Source organism: Limosilactobacillus avium (assembly GCF_947381485.1).
Classification (GTDB): domain Bacteria; phylum Bacillota; class Bacilli; order Lactobacillales; family Lactobacillaceae; genus Limosilactobacillus; species Limosilactobacillus avium.
Window position 1 is genome coordinate 1 of sequence record NZ_CANCWN010000009.1, and the last position, 15,948, is coordinate 15,948.

Annotated in this window: 19 protein-coding genes and 1 other annotated feature; of the genes, 3 read left to right on the forward strand and 16 right to left on the reverse strand. The window is 50.2% G+C overall.

Annotated elements, in window-relative coordinates:
• Window positions 1–172: 172 nt before the first annotated feature.
• The 13 genes from rplT to QOS01_RS04440 form a co-directional block, all read right to left on the reverse strand.
• Window positions 173–526, reverse strand: a complete 354-nt coding sequence (gene rplT / locus QOS01_RS04380; RefSeq protein WP_047770540.1) for a 50S ribosomal protein L20 — start codon at window positions 524–526, stop codon at window positions 173–175.
• Between the two features lie 44 nt (window positions 527–570).
• Window positions 571–768, reverse strand: coding sequence for a 50S ribosomal protein L35 (gene rpmI, locus QOS01_RS04385; RefSeq protein ID WP_283621262.1), 198 nt, complete (start codon window positions 766–768; stop codon window positions 571–573).
• 25 nt (window positions 769–793) lie between these two features.
• Window positions 794–1,306, reverse strand: a complete 513-nt coding sequence (gene infC / locus QOS01_RS04390) for a translation initiation factor IF-3 (protein WP_222257898.1) — start codon at window positions 1,304–1,306, stop codon at window positions 794–796.
• Window positions 1,307–1,349: 43 nt separating this feature from the next.
• Window positions 1,350–1,483: a sequence feature (ribosomal protein L20 leader region), on the reverse strand.
• A gap of 46 nt (window positions 1,484–1,529) precedes the next feature.
• Window positions 1,530–2,471, reverse strand: coding sequence for a primosomal protein DnaI (gene dnaI / locus QOS01_RS04395; protein WP_283621263.1), 942 nt, complete (start codon window positions 2,469–2,471; stop codon window positions 1,530–1,532).
• Entirely contained in the window at window positions 2,468–3,838 is a 1,371-nt protein-coding gene (locus QOS01_RS04400) for a DnaD domain protein (protein ID WP_283621264.1), read from the reverse strand. The genes dnaI and QOS01_RS04400 overlap by 4 nt, the downstream gene beginning before the upstream one ends.
• Window positions 3,839–3,849: 11 nt before the next feature.
• Window positions 3,850–4,323 carry a transcriptional regulator NrdR gene (gene nrdR, locus QOS01_RS04405; RefSeq protein ID WP_047770530.1) on the reverse strand — a complete coding sequence of 158 codons (474 nt, stop codon included), beginning with the start codon at window positions 4,321–4,323 and terminating at the stop codon, window positions 3,850–3,852.
• 43 nt (window positions 4,324–4,366) lie between these two features.
• A complete protein-coding gene (gene coaE, locus QOS01_RS04410) occupies window positions 4,367–4,966 on the reverse strand; it encodes a dephospho-CoA kinase (RefSeq protein WP_283621265.1) in 600 nt (199 codons plus the stop codon).
• The gene (gene mutM / locus QOS01_RS04415) at window positions 4,963–5,802 is read right to left on the reverse strand and encodes a bifunctional DNA-formamidopyrimidine glycosylase/DNA-(apurinic or apyrimidinic site) lyase (protein WP_283621266.1); all 840 of its coding nucleotides are present in this window, start codon (window positions 5,800–5,802) and stop codon (window positions 4,963–4,965) included. Before mutM ends, coaE begins: the two co-directional genes overlap by 4 nt.
• Before the next feature lie 12 nt (window positions 5,803–5,814).
• Entirely contained in the window at window positions 5,815–8,472 is a 2,658-nt protein-coding gene (polA, locus tag QOS01_RS04420) for a DNA polymerase I (protein WP_283621267.1), read from the reverse strand.
• Between the two features lie 134 nt (window positions 8,473–8,606).
• Window positions 8,607–9,320, reverse strand: coding sequence for a Bax inhibitor-1/YccA family protein (locus QOS01_RS04425; protein WP_283621268.1), 714 nt, complete (start codon window positions 9,318–9,320; stop codon window positions 8,607–8,609).
• Between the two features lie 74 nt (window positions 9,321–9,394).
• Window positions 9,395–10,702, reverse strand: coding sequence for a UDP-N-acetylmuramate--L-alanine ligase (gene murC / locus QOS01_RS04430; protein WP_283621313.1), 1,308 nt, complete (start codon window positions 10,700–10,702; stop codon window positions 9,395–9,397).
• 133 nt (window positions 10,703–10,835) lie between these two features.
• Window positions 10,836–11,483, reverse strand: coding sequence for a YtpR family tRNA-binding protein (gene ytpR, locus QOS01_RS04435; protein WP_283621269.1), 648 nt, complete (start codon window positions 11,481–11,483; stop codon window positions 10,836–10,838).
• Window positions 11,484–11,596: 113 nt separating this feature from the next.
• A complete protein-coding gene (locus QOS01_RS04440) occupies window positions 11,597–11,917 on the reverse strand; it encodes a thioredoxin family protein (RefSeq protein WP_283621270.1) in 321 nt (106 codons plus the stop codon).
• A 148-nt stretch (window positions 11,918–12,065) separates the two neighbouring features.
• Between QOS01_RS04440 and QOS01_RS04445 the strand changes: the two genes are divergently transcribed.
• Complete coding sequence (locus tag QOS01_RS04445) at window positions 12,066–12,404, forward strand: PepSY domain-containing protein (RefSeq protein ID WP_283621271.1); 339 nt, start codon at window positions 12,066–12,068, stop codon at window positions 12,402–12,404.
• Window positions 12,405–12,451: 47 nt separating this feature from the next.
• On the opposite strand, the gene trmB is transcribed toward QOS01_RS04445, so the two are convergent.
• The 3 genes from trmB to QOS01_RS04460 are packed head-to-tail and all read right to left on the reverse strand — an operon-like array spanning window position 12,452 to window position 15,032.
• On the reverse strand, window positions 12,452–13,093 hold the full coding sequence (trmB, locus tag QOS01_RS04450) for a tRNA (guanosine(46)-N7)-methyltransferase TrmB (RefSeq protein WP_283621272.1): 642 nt from the start codon (window positions 13,091–13,093) through the stop codon (window positions 12,452–12,454).
• Between the two features lie 15 nt (window positions 13,094–13,108).
• Window positions 13,109–14,302 carry an ABC transporter permease gene (locus QOS01_RS04455; protein WP_283621273.1) on the reverse strand — a complete coding sequence of 398 codons (1,194 nt, stop codon included), beginning with the start codon at window positions 14,300–14,302 and terminating at the stop codon, window positions 13,109–13,111.
• The gene (locus QOS01_RS04460; protein WP_283621274.1) at window positions 14,295–15,032 is read right to left on the reverse strand and encodes an ABC transporter ATP-binding protein; all 738 of its coding nucleotides are present in this window, start codon (window positions 15,030–15,032) and stop codon (window positions 14,295–14,297) included. Before QOS01_RS04460 ends, QOS01_RS04455 begins: the two co-directional genes overlap by 8 nt.
• A gap of 117 nt (window positions 15,033–15,149) precedes the next feature.
• On the opposite strand from QOS01_RS04460, the gene QOS01_RS04465 reads away from it, so the two are divergent.
• Entirely contained in the window at window positions 15,150–15,584 is a 435-nt protein-coding gene (locus tag QOS01_RS04465) for an HIT family protein (protein ID WP_047770510.1), read from the forward strand.
• Window positions 15,584–15,802, forward strand: coding sequence for a hypothetical protein (locus tag QOS01_RS04470; protein WP_283621275.1), 219 nt, complete (start codon window positions 15,584–15,586; stop codon window positions 15,800–15,802). Before QOS01_RS04465 ends, QOS01_RS04470 begins: the two co-directional genes overlap by 1 nt.
• Window positions 15,803–15,948 lie beyond the last annotated feature (146 nt).

The window sequence follows — 15,948 nt, forward strand, 5'->3', positions numbered from 1 at the left end:
ATTGGCATACACCAATCGAGATCTTCCTGCTTAATCTACGTCATTAAATTCGTTCAAGTTATTTCTTGCAATCTGCCTAGATTAATTATAGCGATTGTGAATTCTAGTTTCAATTAACATCAAAAAAAGTCACCCACCCGGTAACAGATGGATGACTTCATTCAAGTTGGAATTAGTTGAGAGCCTTCTTAGCTTCGTCAACAACCGCAGCAAAAGCCTTTGGGTCGTTAACAGCCAGGTCAGCCAACATCTTCCGGTTGATGTCGATGTTAGCCAGCTTCAAACCGTGCATCAGCTTGCTGTAGCTGATTCCGTTGATCCGGGCACCAGCATTGATCCGGGCAATCCAGAGTTCACGGAACTTACGCTTGTTGACCTTCCGATCACGGAAAGCGTAAACGTAACTCTTCATTACTTGGTCCTTGGCAGTCTTGAATAAACGAGACTTTGCACCACGGTAACCCTTTGCTAACTTCATAACGCGCTTACGACGTGCACGCGTAACAGTTCCACCTTTAACTCGCATGTTGAAATCCTCCTACGTATTTTTGATTATTTAGTGTGTGAAGTTTACTTGAATGGCAGTAACTTCTTGTAACGCTTTACGTTGGACTTGTCCATCATGCTCAAGCCACGTAATTGACGACGTTGCTTCTTAGTCTTACCGTGGAAACGGTGGCTAGTAAATGAGTTACCACTCTTGAATCCACCTTTAGCAGTACGCTTAAAACGCTTTGCAGCAGCGCGGTTAGTCTTCATCTTTGACATAAGAAAATTCCCTACTTTCTTAAAATTATTTCTTTGCTTTATCAGCAGCTGGGGCGAGTGTTAAGAAAATGCTCCGCCCCTCCATCTTTGGACGTTGAACAACAGTAGCAATGTCTGACGTTTCATCAGCCATCCGTTCAATCATGTCACGACCGATATCCTTATGCGTAATGGCACGACCACGGAAACGGAGTGAAACCCGTACCTTGTCACCCTTGGCAATGAACTTACGAACCCGCTTCAATTTAACATTGAAGTCGTTCGTGTCGATTGATGGGCTCAGGCGAATTTCCTTGACCGTTACTGTCTTTTGTTTCTTCCGAGCTTCACGCTCTTTCTTTTGCATCTCGAAACGGTACTTACCGTAATCCATAATGCGGGCAACCGCTGGACGAGCCTTTGGTGCAACCAGCACCAAATCAAGATTGGCATCTTCTGCCAACTGGAGCGCTTCACGCTTGGACTTGATCCCTAATTGTTCACCATCTTGACCAATTAGCCGCACTTCACGTGCACGGATACCGTTGTTGACAATCATATCTTGTGCTATGGCAACGCACCTCCAATTTTATTAGCGAAAGATCAAGCAAAAAAAGCGGGATGCAAACCGCATCCCGCTTTATCTAAACGGACCTCACCTGTCCGTTCAATTTCATCTCGTCAGCCCGGCGATCCTTATCACCTAGGCGAGAAGCGGGTGCTTCTGCTTTTTCTTTCAACGTTTACTAGAATAACGAATCTCTTCTTAAATGTCAAGATAATTATCCCTTATTCCGCAAATTCTGGCCGGTCATCGGCATTTCGCGGGAAAGGAACTTAATCCGTTCCATGATTCGCTGGGCCTTTAGGGGCTCACGGTCACCCTGGGTATCAACTGCCAGGTGGTTAGCCGCTAGCTCATCCATTGAGAAGTTAGAACTGAAAAAGGTCGGCAACTCTTCTTGCATCCGGTATTCAAGAATGATCCCCAAGACATCGTCTCTGACCCACTTACTCATCGCATCGGCCCCGATATCGTCAAGCATCAGGATGGGGGCCTTCTTTACCGCCGCCAGCTTCTCGCTGGTGCTATTACTTTTAATTGAGTTCCGCATCTCCACCGCAAAGCTCGGGAAGTGCATCATGGTCGTGGCCACGCCCTTCGTCTTGGCAAGCTCATTGGCAATTGCCCCTAGGAGGTAGGTCTTGCCGACCCCAAAATTACCGTAGAGGTACAGGCCGGGCTGAAAGTGTCCCGGCTGGTAGCTCTCTGTAAAGTCAACCGCCGCCTTCAAGGCTGCTGTCCGGGTTGCCGTGGCGTGTTGTTCGTCAATGTAAAAGTCGTCTAGAGAAGCGTGTTGAATAAACTTTGGCATATTGATCGACTGAACCAGCCGTTTAATATGCCGCTGCCGTTCCTGTTCCACCAACTGCTTAGTGGGGACATAGGTCACATCAATCTGGCCAGAGTTCAAAACTAACTGGGGAGAATAGCCCGGGGCCACGGTGGCTTCACCCCGCTGGCGGAGCTGCTTTTCGTGGTAGAACTCGTACAATTTCGACTGGCCACTTCGTACCATTTCTTTAGTGATCTGGTCACGATTAGCACTAAGAAATGATTGAACGTCGGAATCCGCCATCACCTTTTTCATCAGCTCGGCAATGTTGGTGTTAATGTTCTTTCCCCGCATGATTCCCTGGAGTGATTCATTTAAGGATTTCATTGTTGGTCACCACCCTTTCTTCCTTTCCGCTTAGCGAGCATGGCCTGAACTTCTTTTAGCGCCGCGGGGGACGCCTTCTTATTTAGCTGCTGGCTATCCGTTTTGCTCCATTTTGGCATCTGTTCTTCAACCTGCGGCCGGCGGTAAGCAAAGCGACCCTTGGACGTTGCACGCTGCTTGCCCCGTTGCTCCTGAAAGTTCTTTAACTCCTGAAGGGCCCCCGGCGCATCCTTGACCCCCGCCTTAATCCAGCTATTGGCAATTGCGTCAACAAAGCTGGCCTTCAGGTTAGCATTGTCAAGGTCGGCAATGACGTACCAGGAAAGAATGTTAATGACCGCTGAATCAAGCTTAACATCATTAACCAGGTGGGTAAGGATATGACGTTCATTTGCACTTACAAAGCCACCGGTCTGTTCTTTCAAGCCTTGAAGAAATTCAACCGGTGCATAATCCGCCGCACTCTGCAGAAGCTGGCGATCCTTGGCCGTTAGCTTGACCGGCGAACTAGCGGACTGGTTAGCAGTCGCTGGAGGGGCCTGGTGACCAACCTGTTGGTAACGACTCGCAACGATCCGCTTGAACTTTGCCGGGTTGAAGTGGTTGTCGGCTAGGTCAACCGCCTTGAAGACCAGTTTAGCCATCGTGGGCTCATCAATTCCGTATAACTGATGCTCAACCTCGATTAACTGCCGGGCCGCACTCAGGTCCTTTTTCATCACTGGCTGCTTTTTAACTAACTGGAAAAGGGTCGGCCAGTCAAAGTCACTTTGCCCCGCCCCTAGCTGGGGACGCTGGTCAACGTTCGTTTGCTCGCGGGCATCTTTAATCGTGGTGGGCGTTTTAACTAGCGACTTGTTGGCCACGTGGAACTCATCGAGAAAGTGGTGGCTAACGTTTTCTAAAGACGGCGCAGAGGCCAGCTGGTAGCGCCGGGCTTCCTTGACCAACTGCTTAAAGTGGCCATCCCCAACTGCCTCAAGAAGGAGGACACTGAGGAGGTCATCCTCAATAAAGGCCGCCGGTGTGAGGGTCGCCCGTAACTGATAGACGAAAAAGGTTCCCTGGCTATCCTTCCCCCGGTAGGTCTGGACCATCCCCACCGCTTCTAAGCGGTGTAAGGCCCTTGCTAACTGGGAAGTTCCCGCATTCAGTTGGCGGATAATATTTGCCTGTAAGCGGCGGTCCGCCAAGGTGGGCTGGGAAATCAGCTGAGCGCGGAGGGCGTAAAAAAGGCTAAAAGCCGTTGGCCCTAACACCGGCTGGTAAAAGCTGGTAAAGACCCGGTCGTTAAAGTTGACAAAATCGGTGGCAGCAGTGACCAAGAATCCCGCTTGCGGGTTAAATTCCTCTTCCTGCGCAGTCATTGCCACTCCTCCTACTTCTTTTCACCCTTGTGTTCGTCCTTTACCATCGTCTCTAGTTCGCTCATAAAGGCATCAACGTCTTTAAACTGCCGGTAAACACTGGCAAAGCGGATGTAGGCGACCTCGTCAACGCCCTTTAACTCGTTCATGACGTACTTACCGATCAGCTGGCTAGAGATTTCGTTCTCACCCAGGCTCCGGACCTTCTTTTCCACCTTATCGGTCATCTTGGTCAGCCGCTCCATACTAATTGGGCGCTTTTCCGCTGACCGCACAATCCCGTTGAGGATTTTTTGCCGACTGAACTCCTGGCGCGTGCCGTCCTTCTTGATAACCAAGAGGGGGGTCTGCTCGTAGCGTTCAAAAGTGGTAAAACGAAAGCCGCAGTGGATGCATTCCCGGCGCCGGCGTATAAAGGTACCATCCTCACTGGGCCGGCTATCAACAACTCGTGATCCGTTACGGTGACAATGTGGACACTTCATGCGCTTTCCTCCTTAATTGCTTTAATACTTTATTTTACCATAATCACTTTGCCCCAAGGTAGTCAACTAACTTAGCGACCTGGCGCCGCAGTTCATCTAAGGAACCATCATTGTTGATCACTACGTCCGCTTGGCGGGACTTTTTAGCCAGTGGCCACTGGGCGGCAATTCGCTGTTCGGCCACCGCCCTTGTGTATCCGTTACGGGACATCAGGCGTTGGACTTGGCAATCATGACTGACCGTAACAACGACAATTAGGTCACATTCCTGGTCGTAGCCCTGTTCAAACAGGAGGGGGGCATCCAGGATTACGAATGGGATGTCCTGCTTTTTAAAAGCGGCTAGCTGGTCCATAATTGTCTCCCGAATCAGGGGCTGCATGATTGCGTTTAGTTGGTGACGAACGCCAGCATCACTAAAGGCCATTTTACCAAGGGCCCCCCGGTTTAAATGGCCATCCGCTGTTAAAATTTCCCGTCCAAACTGGCCCACCAGCTCGCTTAGGCCTAACTGACCAGGCTGTTGGAGGCGGTGGGCAACTTGGTCCGCATCGACAATCGGCAGGCCCACCTGACTGAGCATCTGGCTGACGGTCGATTTGCCACTCGCAATTCCCCCGGTTAAGCCCACTACTTTAGTCATTTTTCTTCCTCCACAAGCGGCTGGCAGTGCGGACAGAAGGTCGTCCCCCGCTGGGCAACCTTGATCTTTACCATCTTCGTTCCACAACGTGGGCAACGGTCACCAGCGTGCCCATAGGCGTTCAGCCGTTCCTGAAAGGCCCCGGCATCCCCGAAGGCGTTGGTAAAGCTGTGGACAGTCGTGCCCTTGTACTTCGTTGCCGTGGCCAGTTCCTTGATGATGTTATCGTGGAGGGCCTTCACCTTAGCTGGCGGAATCGTATTAGCCGCTTGTTCCGGATTGATTTTACTCATCCACAGGACCTCATCGGCGTAAATATTCCCCAGTCCGGCGACGTGACGTTGGTTCAATAGGAAGGGTTTAATCTTCCCCCGGCTACGTGCCAGCTCTTTTTGGAAGAAGTCGAGGTGAAAGGCCGCGGCCGTTGGCTCCGGCCCAATCGTCTTGAGTCCCCCAACCTGGTTCTCTTTACCGGTTTTGACCAGGGTCATCCGGCCAAACTTCCGGGTATCGTGGTAGCAGAGTTCACTGCCGTCGGTAAACTGAAAGACAACGTGGGTGTGTTTATCAATTGGTCCCCCGATTGGCTGGTTAAAGTACTTACCCTCCATCCGTAAGTGGGAAACCATCGTCAGGTTATTCGTAAAGCGGAACAGGAGGTACTTCCCCCGCCGGTCAACGTCGGTAATCGTCTGGCCAATCAATGCCTGACGAAACTTTTCAACGTCGTTTGTAATTGTCTTGCCGTAGTAAACATCAATTGCTTGAATCTTCCGCCCCTTTGCGATCTTTAATAATCCGCGGCGGACGGTTTCAACTTCTGGTAATTCCGGCATTTTATTGCCCCCTTACTTAAGGTCGTACCAGGTGTCGCCGACCTTACTGTCAACCTTTAACGGCACGTCCAGTTTCACAGCTGAGTCCATTACCTGTGGTACCAGCTTCTTCAAAACCGGGATCTCGTCTTGTGGCGCCTCAAAGACCAGTTCGTCATGGATCTGGAGGAGCATCTTGGCCTTGAGCTCCCGTTGGTCAAGCTCTCTTTGCATCCGAATCATCGCAATCTTGATGATGTCGGCCGCACTACCCTGGATTGGCGTGTTCATCGCCGTCCGTTCCGCAAATGACCGCCGGTTAAAGCTCTTCGCGTGGATGTCCGGAAGGTAACGCCGCCGGTGAGTAATGGTCTCCACATAACCGTGCTCCCGGGCAAAGGCGATGGTGTCGTCAATGTACTTCTTAACACCAGGGAACTCCTTGAAGTAGTTCTGAATGAACTCGTGGGCCTGAGCCCGGGTAACGTGAATTCGCTGGGCAAGGCCATAGTCACTGATACCATAGACGATACCAAAGTTAACGGCCTTGGCCCGCCGCCGCATGTTGCGGTCAATTTCAGCATCTGGCCTCAGGTGGAAGATCCGCCGGGCCGTACTTGCGTGAATATCCTCACCGTTTTTAAAGTCTTCCTGGAGGTTCTTATCCCCGGTAATGTGGGCCAGAACCCGTAATTCAACCTGGGAGTAATCAGACGAGAAGATTTGCCAGCCATCGTGACTAGGTACGAAAGCTTGCCGAATCAGCCGTCCTTCCGGTAGGCGGACAGGAATGTTTTGCAGGTTCGGGTCAACGGATGAGAGCCGTCCAGTCTGGGTTAAAGTCTGCAGATAACGGGTGTGGATCTTCTGGTCGCTGGAGTGAATGACCTTCAAAAGGCCGGTAATGTAAGTTGACTGTAATTTAGCGATCTGCCGGTATTCCAGGATCTGCTCAACGATTGGGGCCCGGTCAGCCAGCTTTTCCAAAACATCCACGGCGGTGGAGTACCCCGTCTTGGTCTTCTTGATAACCGGTAACTTCAGTTTTTCAAAGAGGATGTGGCCCAGTTGTTTGGTGGAATTGATGTTGAACTCCTCGCCAGCCTCTTCGTAAATACTGCTTTCAATGTCAGCTAACCGTTCCTTAAGCTTGCTACCCATGTTTTTGAGGGTTTGAGCATCAACGTGGACACCGGTAATCTCCATTTTTGCCAGGACCCTGGTCAGTGGCAATTCAATGTCCGTATAAAGTGGGGTCTGCTTATTCTGGTCGAGCTTTTCAAAGAGGGGCGCTTTTAGGGCATTAATTGCCCGGACCTTCTGGGCAAGGTGGGTAAAGAAGACCCCATCGTCGTCGGGGATCGCCCGCTTGACGCCCTTTCCATAAACCTCTTCGTCGGTTCGCACGTCGTGGTAGTCGTGTTCGAGGGCCACCTGGCCGAGGTCATTACTGTTGTCATTGGTGTTGAGGAGGTAGGAAGCGAGCAAAAGGTCAAAGTCGACCGCCGCCAGTTCGATGCCGAGCCGGTGCAAACCAACAATGTGTGCCTTGGCATTAAAGACATTCTTTTCGGTCGTTGTTGACTCCAGAAGCTTCTTCAACGGGGCCCGTTTAAGCAACTCGGCGTCCCGACTGACGAACCAGTGGCTACCATCCCCTAGGGCAAAGCCAGCGAATGGTGACAGGTGGTAGTTAGCTTCTGGCATTTCAAGGTAGAAGCTGACCTCACCACTCAGTTGGTCAAGGTCACCAAGGTTATCGGCCGTCAATTCAGTATAGGTAATTGGCTTAACCTGGTCTTCCTCCGCTTCGGGGGCAACGTTCATCTTAGCCAAGAAGGACTTAAAGCCCATCTGCTGGTAGAAGTCAATCAATTCTTCCGTCTGTTCCCCCTCGTATTTCAGGTCCTTCAGACTGATCTCTAAGGGCGCATCCCGGAGAATCGTGGCTAAGGTCTTGCATTGACGGGCAACATCTTCATCCTCAATCAGGTGTTCCTTCATCTTGCTCTTCTTCAGGTCGTCAATGTGGTCATAGAGGTTTTCAACCGAGCCGAACTGCTTTACCAACTTAATGGCAGTCTTTTCACCAACCTTAGTGACACCGGGGTAATTATCCGAAGTATCCCCCATCAGAGCCTTCATATCAATAATCTGCTTAGGAGTGATGCCAAGTTTTTCTTCCACGTGGGCCGGTGTGTAGTGTTCAGTATCCGTAACTCCCTTATGGGTAACGGCAACTGTGGTGTGGTCACTAGCCAGTTGGGTAAGGTCCCGGTCCCCAGTGACCACCAGCGTCGTGTAACCAGCATCATCAGCTTCCTTGGCAAGGGTCCCAATGATATCGTCAGCCTCGTAGTTCTTTAATTCGTAACTGTGGAGGCCACTAGCCTTCACCAGCTGGTGGACATACGGGAACTGCTCCATCAACTCTTCTGGCGTCTTGTTCCGGCCACCCTTGTAGTCGGTGTACATTTTAGTCCGGAAGGTCTTCTTGCCGGCATCAAAAGCTACCAGGGCAGCGTCCGGGTGGAAGTTATCAAGGACGTGGTCTAACATCAACTTGAAACCGTAGATTGCCGCGGTATGCAGGCCGTCCTTGTTGGTAAACTTATCGATTTGGTTGTGCATTGCAAAGAATGCCCGAAAAACAATACTATTTCCATCAATCAGTAATAATTGTTTGGCCATGTAGTTATTCGCTCCGTTCCTTTTTTTCTACTAACTAATTGTACCAAAGATTAGGGGTTATCGTTAACGACATGCTGGTGTTCATCCGCTGATTAAAGAAAAAACGAGTCGGAAATTACCGACTCGTTTTTTCTTTAATCCCGGTCACTCATTCCAAAAATTTGCAGGAACGAGATGAAGAGGTTGATAAAGTCTAAGTATAACTGTAGAGCACCGATGATTGCCAGTCCCGCAACTGAATTAGCGGTGTTGTAATTGAGGTAAATCTGCTTCATCTTTTGGGCATCCCATGCGGTTAGGACCACAAAGATGATTACCGCAATGAACGAGAAAATATAAGCAATTGCCGGGCTCTTCAGAAACATGTTAATCAGGTAGGCAATGAAGAGGGCCACCAGTGCCGCCAGGGCTTGGGAACCAAACTTACTGAGGTCCCGCTTGGTAACCGTCCCGTAGATTGTCATCGTCGCAAAGATTGCTGCGGACGACACGAAGGCCGCCGCAATATTCGTCCCGGTGTAGACCCCGGCAATCAGTGCGAACTCAACTCCGTAGATGATGGCCACCACCATTAGCATAATGAAGCTCCCTACCGGGTTCCGCGTGGCACTAAAGCTGATCCCCATCGTTAGGGCAAATGGCAATAGCAGGATCAACCAGACCATCCCCGGGTGGGCCCCAAAGTAGCCCATCACAACATTCCGGAAGGTCGTCATTGTCTGCCAGGCACTAAGCGCCGAAACCAGGACGGCCAACGTCATGTACCCGTACATCCGGGTCAGGAATGCATTCAAACCGGCCTGGTCACCAACAACACGGCGACCAGAATCGCCAGGAAAGTTATTCATTCTTATTCCTCCTCAAATTATTTATCGGTACTGTCAAGAATACCATACCGCAGCGGTGAAGGGGGCAAGAATGCTTACTTATTAAGCAATTCTTTGAATTTATCCTCATACTTTTCAATATCCCCGGCACCCATGAAGATCACTACGGCATCGTGGTACTGACTCAACTTATCGATCGAGTCCATGTCAATTCCTTCGCTCCCCGGAATCTTAGCTTCCAGGTCTTCACTCGAAACACTACCGCTCTGTTCTCGAATGGAAGCAAAGATTGGGGTCACGTAGACCTTGTCAGCACGCGAGAGGGTCTTGGCAAAGTCATCGATGTAGGCCGCCAGCCGCGAGTAAGTGTGGGGCTGGAAAACCGCCACAACCTCTTTGTCAGGGAACTTTTGCCGGGCCGCATCAATTGTCGCCTTGATCTCGTTCGGGTGGTGGGCGTAGTCGTCAATCAACTTGTCCCCAGCCACGTCGGTTTCACTAAAGCGCCGCTTAACACCGCGGAAGTTAGCCAGTTCCTTCTTGATTTGGTCCATGTCAACATGTTCCATGTAGGCAACGGCCAGGACAGCCAGGCTGTTTAGGATACTGTGTTCACCATAAAGGTGGATGGTGAAGGTCCCCAGTTTCTGGTCCTTGAAGTAGGCATCGTAAGTCGAGCCAGCCGGCGTCCGCTTGATGTTTTCTGCCCGGAAGTCATCCTTTTTACCCGTCCCGTAATAGTAGACGGGAACGTCGACGTCCAGCTTCCGCAGGTTAGCGTCGTCGCCCCAGGCAAAGATGGCCTTCTTAACCTGCCGGCCGTAAGTTTCAAATGATGCCCGTACATCATCAATATCTTTGAAGTAGTCCGGGTGGTCGAAGTCAATGTTTGTCATGATGGCGTAGTCGGGGTGGTATGCCAAGAAGTGGTCACGGTACTCGTCCGCTTCAAAGACGAAGAAGCGGTCACCGGCACTTCCCTTGCCGACCCCATCACCGATGAGGTAGCTGGTCGGTTCAACCGCTGCCAAAACGTGGGACAACAGTGCCGTGGTACTGGTCTTCCCGTGGGCCCCGGCAATCCCGATACTGGTGTGGTTGACAACCTCGTTTTCAACCGCTTCTGGATAGGTCAAGATTGGTAAGCCCATCTTCTTTGCCTGCTGGACTTCGGGATGGTCATCGGAAAAGGCGTTTCCCTTGATCACCGTCATTCCCGCTTTCAGATTAGCTGGGTCAAAAGGCAAGATCTTGATTCCCGCCTTCAGTAGGGGTCCCTGGGTGAAGGTTTCCTTTGCGATGTCTGATCCTAATACCGTGTTGCCCTTGTCGTGCAGGATCCGGGCCAAAGAAGCCATCCCGGTACCCTTAATACCAATAAAATAATAAGTCTTCGTTTCCATCATTAATTTCCTTTCTGACTAGCAGGGAAAAGGGGCCTAAAAAGCACCCCGCCTGCTAAGCAAACTACCTTTTGTCCCCTAAATCATATAGCATTCCTGTTTTTAAGCAATAGTGATTTAACAATTTTGATAATTATTTAGCAGGGAAGAAGGTGTCCGCCTTTGCGAAGTCCACGGCTTCACCAACTTCTTGCCAGTCATCGGGAATAATCCACAGGCCCTTCTTATCGGGAGCATTCTTCATCCGCAATTCACGGAAGCCGCAAAGCATCCCGTCACTTTCTACCCCCATGAGGGCCCCCGGCCAAATAATCTTGCCATCAGGCATCATTGCACCAGGCCGGGCAACAACGACCTTAATGCCCGCCTTAACATTTGGTGACCCACAAACAATCTGGACAGTCTGGTCAGCACCAATCCGGGTCTTAGTAACCTTCAGGTGGTCAGACTTCGGGTGGTCCTTTAATTCTTCAACATACCCCACCACAAACTTTGGATCGTGGTCCGCGGTGATTTCAGCATCAAAGCCGGCAGCGTGAATCTGCTCGTTCAACTTGGCGACCGCTTCATCACTTAAGAAGACCTGGCCATTTTGTCCCTTCAGTTCTGGCAAAATTTGGCTCGCGTTCATAAAGTTGTAGCCAAGCAACTGCTGGTCCTTAGCCGTGGTAATTTGGGCAACGCCTTTGTTGACCTTGCTTACCTGCGCACCATTATCTGGTGCCGTGATTGTTACTAAAATATCGCCCATTTCACTGGGATTATAACTCGCAATTAGCATCGAATGTTCCTTTCTTAAATAACTGATTCCCGCCCAAAATAAAAAGAGCGCAACGATAGCGCCCACTTTTATTAATTTATTCAAGCGGGTCGGATTGACTTGCGCTTTATATTTTACTTCAATTTACGCAAAAAATCTTCCACTTGTTGCTTGGTTTTTCGATCTTTATTGACAAAACGGCCAATTTCTTTCCCATCCGCGTAGGCAACAAAGCTAGGGATGCCAAAGATATTTAGCTCCGCCGCCAGGTCAATGTTTTCGTCCCGGTCGACTTGCAGAAAGGTGAATTCCGGAAAATCCTTCTCAATCTCGGGCATTGCCGGTTTGATAAAGCGGCAGTCCGGGCACCAACCAGCTGTAAAGAACAGGACGTACTTCCCCTTCGCCAGCTTCTGTTGCAATTGGTCTTCCTTCATAACAGGTAAACTTTCCATTCGACCATCCCTTTCCTGATGTTTATTTTTACTATATCATATTCTCAACTTATGAAAAGTAAGTTGCACTTTTGGACTTATTTGAAGAAAATGTTACAATAAGTTAATATTAATCGCTAGTGAATAAAATTATAAAGGAAGCAATCCAATGAACGATTCAAACAACACGCTTAATCCATGGTTAATTCCGGTGACGCTTGGTGCCTCCGGGGTGGCTGGCTTCGTGGCTGGTAAGCTATTTGGCAAACGGCCTATTTCGGCCAACCGGGCACTCAAGCTGATTCGCAATGATTTTGCCCGCGAAGGAACCATCACCGGCAGCTGGATTGACCACCGTCGCGTCCCCTTCCAACGCTACGCCGTTAAGACTAGCGCCTACCGGGGTGGATTGACGCGGCTAGAAGACAATGAACCCGTTAACTACGAGTTCCGGGTGGATGCCTACACCGGTAGCCTGCTGGAACTCAAGCGGTTGGCAGACGATTAAGAATTAAAATTCCCCAGCAAGGTCAAAATACCTACTGGGGAATTTTTTTAAGCAAAGTGGGCAGTCAGTTTGTAAATTGGTTGCCCCTTAGCCGCAAATTTTTGCTCATATTCGGTTTCAACGTTGTGTTCATTTTCATCGCTGTTGTGGAGGTCGAGCCAGACCCCATCAAACTTCATCCCGTAGTTATTCATACTCTCCAGGGAGAATTCAAAGAAGCCCATATTATCCGTCTTCAGCTCGATGGTCCCCTGCTCTTTCAGGATGTTTTGGTAGCCATCCAGGAAGGTGTGGTAGGTCAAACGCCGCTTGGCGTGACGCTTCTTAGGCCACGGGTCGGAGAAGTTTAAATACATCCGGTCAATTTCGTGGGGTTCAAAGTAGTTAGTGATATCTGAACCATCCCCGCAAACCAGCTGGAGGTTGGGGAGGTCTTCTGTAAGGGCCTTCTTCAGGGCAATCGCTGCGACCGTCTCCTGAATTTCTAGACCAATAAAGTTGACCTCTGGGTGGGCCTTGGCCATTCCGATGATGAACTGGCCCTTTCCCATCCCCACTTCCAGGTGAATTGGCTGGGGCTTTTCAAAGCGTTTTTGCCACTTGCCCTTCACTTCTTCAGCATTCGTCACCATTTTTTCTGGGTGGGCCGCAATTAACGGTGCTGCCCATTTTTTATGTTTTACACGCATATTAGTATTCCTCGCTCAGTTTTTCATTCGTAGTTTAAAGTAAAAGTGGGTTAAAAAGGCAACCTCGATTCCTGCTAGGACAAGGTTAATTAAAAATTGCTCCCAATCAACCCGCAGGCCAATGCTAGCAATGACGATTAGCCCCGCCTCAATCAGGGTCACCCGGGCTAGCAAGTTCTGGAAGTCCGCCACCCGCTCACTTTGGGTAACCGGGTACAGGTGGGTAAAAACATTCCCGTCGTACTGGTCAAAGAGCGGCATTAACTGGGTGGCAATTAAGTAGATGAATAACAGGGCCATAACCGTATTCAACCAGTGAACCGGAATCAAGAAAGTGAGGACCATTCCCAAGACGGTCAACCGACTAACAATTCCACTAATCTCAGTGTTACGGACAAAGCCCCGGGCGTAGATGTATGACCAGGGATGCTTGCCAACCGTCAGCCACTTGATCAGGCTCGTCGCCCACTTCCGCCGTTTTACATTCCCCTGGACACTTGGGACATCGGTAAAGAGGTTAAAGAAGCGGTAGACGCTGTACATCCGGTCCTCTTCCATCTTGACAGCCGCCCGCCAATCAACTATCAAGTCCCGGTATACCAACCGCATTGCTAGGTCGACGACGATTGCCACGATAAGACCTACCGTGGGGTTCACCAGCCAGGTTGCTAAAGCCGCCAGGGCGGGGTTAACCCAGTACTCTGCGCGGGTCCGCCACTGAAAACGCGCCCACCGCATACTGATTGACTTACGGGCGGTAAATAGCCAGTCATCCTTGCTGACCATCGCGGTCAAAAAGATGAGGACAATGTCAACCGTCGATAACTTTTCGGTCGTCATGGCAAACGGCAGGGCCACGAAGGTCCCCGCAATGGTAATCAGCTCACCCAGAAGCAGGCTGTAGGCAAAGGCCCTTTTGAGGTAGGCCTCCATTGCCGTCACCTGGGGTAAGAGGAATACCGGGTCGGGCCGCTTTAAGAGGGTAGCCAAGAGACCAAACTGGGCAATTGCGACAAACCAGATCACCAGTAGCCAGCGACTCCACCACAAGTGGGGACCCAGGGTCGGTAGCCACTGCCCATAACCGTAGGCCAGCGCACCGAAGAGGAAGAAGAGGGCGATTACGAAGTGGTCATTAAACACCAGTCGCCAATACTTTAGCAGCATCATGAAATGGCGCTGGCGCCGCGTTGCAAATAAATTATTCATTTTGCTCATCCCTTGCTAAGCCAAGATAGATCTCATCAAGTGACTCGTCCGGCCGATCAGCCTGCGCCCGCAGTTCGGCCAGGGTCCCGTGGGCCTTGACCTGGCCGTTAGCAAGTAGGACGAAGCGGTCACAGTACCGCTGGGCCGTGTCCAGGACGTGGGTTGACATCAAAACCGCAACCCCTGCCGCCTTCTTTTCGGCAATTAGGTTCAAAAGGTCGTGAACGGCCAGTGGGTCCAGACCATAAAATGGTTCATCCACGATCAGCAGCTTGGCATCCGTCATGAACGCACAGCAGATCATTACCTTCTGCTTCATCCCCTTGGAGAAGTTTGCCGGGAACCAGTCCAGCTTGTTATCAAGCCGGAAAGTCTTCAATAGCTTGTGCGCCCGTTGCCAGGCCTGGTCATGGTCCAGTTGGTAGGCGTTCATCGTCAATTCCAGGTGCTCTCGCAAGGTTAACTCATCGTAAAGGATGGGCGTTTCGGGAACGTAGGCAATCTGCTTCTTGTACTCGTTGGGGTTGTCCCGGATGTTCAAGCCATTGAGGGTGATTTCCCCGGAAAATGGCCGCAGAATCCCAATAATGTGGTTTAACGTTGTCGACTTACCAGCACCGTTGAGACCAATCAGGCCGACCAATTCACCGGGCTGGACATCCAAGTTCACTTTCTTTAACACTGGTATTTGGGAGTATCCCCCAACCAGGTTCTTCACTTCTAGTGCCATTAATATGCCTTCCTTACCTACTTTTTCAAAAATTCATTATACCATACCGTAAATTCATGCAGCTTGGACCAAATTTAGGTATACTAAGGTTAACATAACACTAAAGGAGTGGTACTTATGACTGATTGTATTTTCTGCAAAATAATTAATGGTGAAATTCCTAGCTACACGGTTTACGAAGACGACGTTGTGAAGGCCTTCTTGGATATCTCACAGGGGACACCGGGCCACACTTTGGTCGTCCCAAAGAAGCATGTTAAAGACATCTTTGCCTATGACGAAGACCTTGCGGCAGCGGTCTTCTCCCGGATTCCAAAGATTGCCCGGGCCATTAAGCAATCTAACCCCGCTATCAAGGGAATGAACATCATTAACAATAACGGTGAGGTTGCTTACCAGTCCGTATTCCACTCCCACATCCACCTTATCCCCCGCTACACCGACCAGGACGACTTTAAGATGATCTTCAAGGATAACTCCGGCAAGTACAACGAAGAAAAGTACCAGGAAATCCAAAAGGCTATCGCTGACCAATTTAAGGACGCCCAATAATGCAAGCAATTAAAAACGTTATTAGTGATGTGAAAAAGCTGGGTCGCGAGGGCAAGCAGCTACAGGCTAATCTGGCAAAGCTCCAGAAAGCCCTGCCGGCAGTTAGCGAATACCAGCAGGAAGTAACGGTACTGGTCAACAAGTGGAAGTTCAAAGACCAGCACCGTCTTGACCGAATCCAAGAGATTGTCGAAAAGTTGAATAAGCGGCTTAAATAAATGGTGACGGTGTTTCCGCGCTCATAAAAGCCGGGCAATGAACCAATCAGTAGTCCATCGCCCGGCTTTTATATATCAAGGTTGCCGCCCAGCCCCTTATTCCTATATATATAAATCCGCACTGCGCCTTTTACAATCGCAGTGCG

Excerpts from the sequence above, each read along its gene's own strand:
- rplT (WP_047770540.1), bottom strand. The coding sequence starts at position 526 with ATGCGAGTTAAAGGTGGAACTGTTACGCGTGCACGTCGTAAGCGCGTT.
- rpmI (WP_283621262.1), bottom strand. The coding sequence starts at position 768 with ATGTCAAAGATGAAGACTAACCGCGCTGCTGCAAAGCGTTTTAAGCGT.
- infC (WP_222257898.1), bottom strand. The coding sequence starts at position 1,306 with ATGATTGTCAACAACGGTATCCGTGCACGTGAAGTGCGGCTAATTGGT.
- dnaI (WP_283621263.1), bottom strand. The coding sequence starts at position 2,471 with ATGAAATCCTTAAATGAATCACTCCAGGGAATCATGCGGGGAAAGAAC.
- QOS01_RS04400 (WP_283621264.1), bottom strand. The coding sequence starts at position 3,838 with ATGACTGCGCAGGAAGAGGAATTTAACCCGCAAGCGGGATTCTTGGTC.
- nrdR (WP_047770530.1), bottom strand. The coding sequence starts at position 4,323 with ATGAAGTGTCCACATTGTCACCGTAACGGATCACGAGTTGTTGATAGC.
- coaE (WP_283621265.1), bottom strand. The coding sequence starts at position 4,966 with ATGACTAAAGTAGTGGGCTTAACCGGGGGAATTGCGAGTGGCAAATCG.
- mutM (WP_283621266.1), bottom strand. The coding sequence starts at position 5,802 with ATGCCGGAATTACCAGAAGTTGAAACCGTCCGCCGCGGATTATTAAAG.
- polA (WP_283621267.1), bottom strand. The coding sequence starts at position 8,472 with ATGGCCAAACAATTATTACTGATTGATGGAAATAGTATTGTTTTTCGG.
- QOS01_RS04425 (WP_283621268.1), bottom strand. The coding sequence starts at position 9,320 with ATGAATAACTTTCCTGGCGATTCTGGTCGCCGTGTTGTTGGTGACCAG.
- murC (WP_283621313.1), bottom strand. The coding sequence starts at position 10,702 with ATGGAAACGAAGACTTATTATTTTATTGGTATTAAGGGTACCGGGATG.
- ytpR (WP_283621269.1), bottom strand. The coding sequence starts at position 11,483 with ATGCTAATTGCGAGTTATAATCCCAGTGAAATGGGCGATATTTTAGTA.
- QOS01_RS04440 (WP_283621270.1), bottom strand. The coding sequence starts at position 11,917 with ATGGAAAGTTTACCTGTTATGAAGGAAGACCAATTGCAACAGAAGCTG.
- QOS01_RS04445 (WP_283621271.1), top strand. The coding sequence starts at position 12,066 with ATGAACGATTCAAACAACACGCTTAATCCATGGTTAATTCCGGTGACG.
- trmB (WP_283621272.1), bottom strand. The coding sequence starts at position 13,093 with ATGCGTGTAAAACATAAAAAATGGGCAGCACCGTTAATTGCGGCCCAC.
- QOS01_RS04455 (WP_283621273.1), bottom strand. The coding sequence starts at position 14,302 with ATGAATAATTTATTTGCAACGCGGCGCCAGCGCCATTTCATGATGCTG.
- QOS01_RS04460 (WP_283621274.1), bottom strand. The coding sequence starts at position 15,032 with ATGGCACTAGAAGTGAAGAACCTGGTTGGGGGATACTCCCAAATACCA.
- QOS01_RS04465 (WP_047770510.1), top strand. The coding sequence starts at position 15,150 with ATGACTGATTGTATTTTCTGCAAAATAATTAATGGTGAAATTCCTAGC.
- QOS01_RS04470 (WP_283621275.1), top strand. The coding sequence starts at position 15,584 with ATGCAAGCAATTAAAAACGTTATTAGTGATGTGAAAAAGCTGGGTCGC.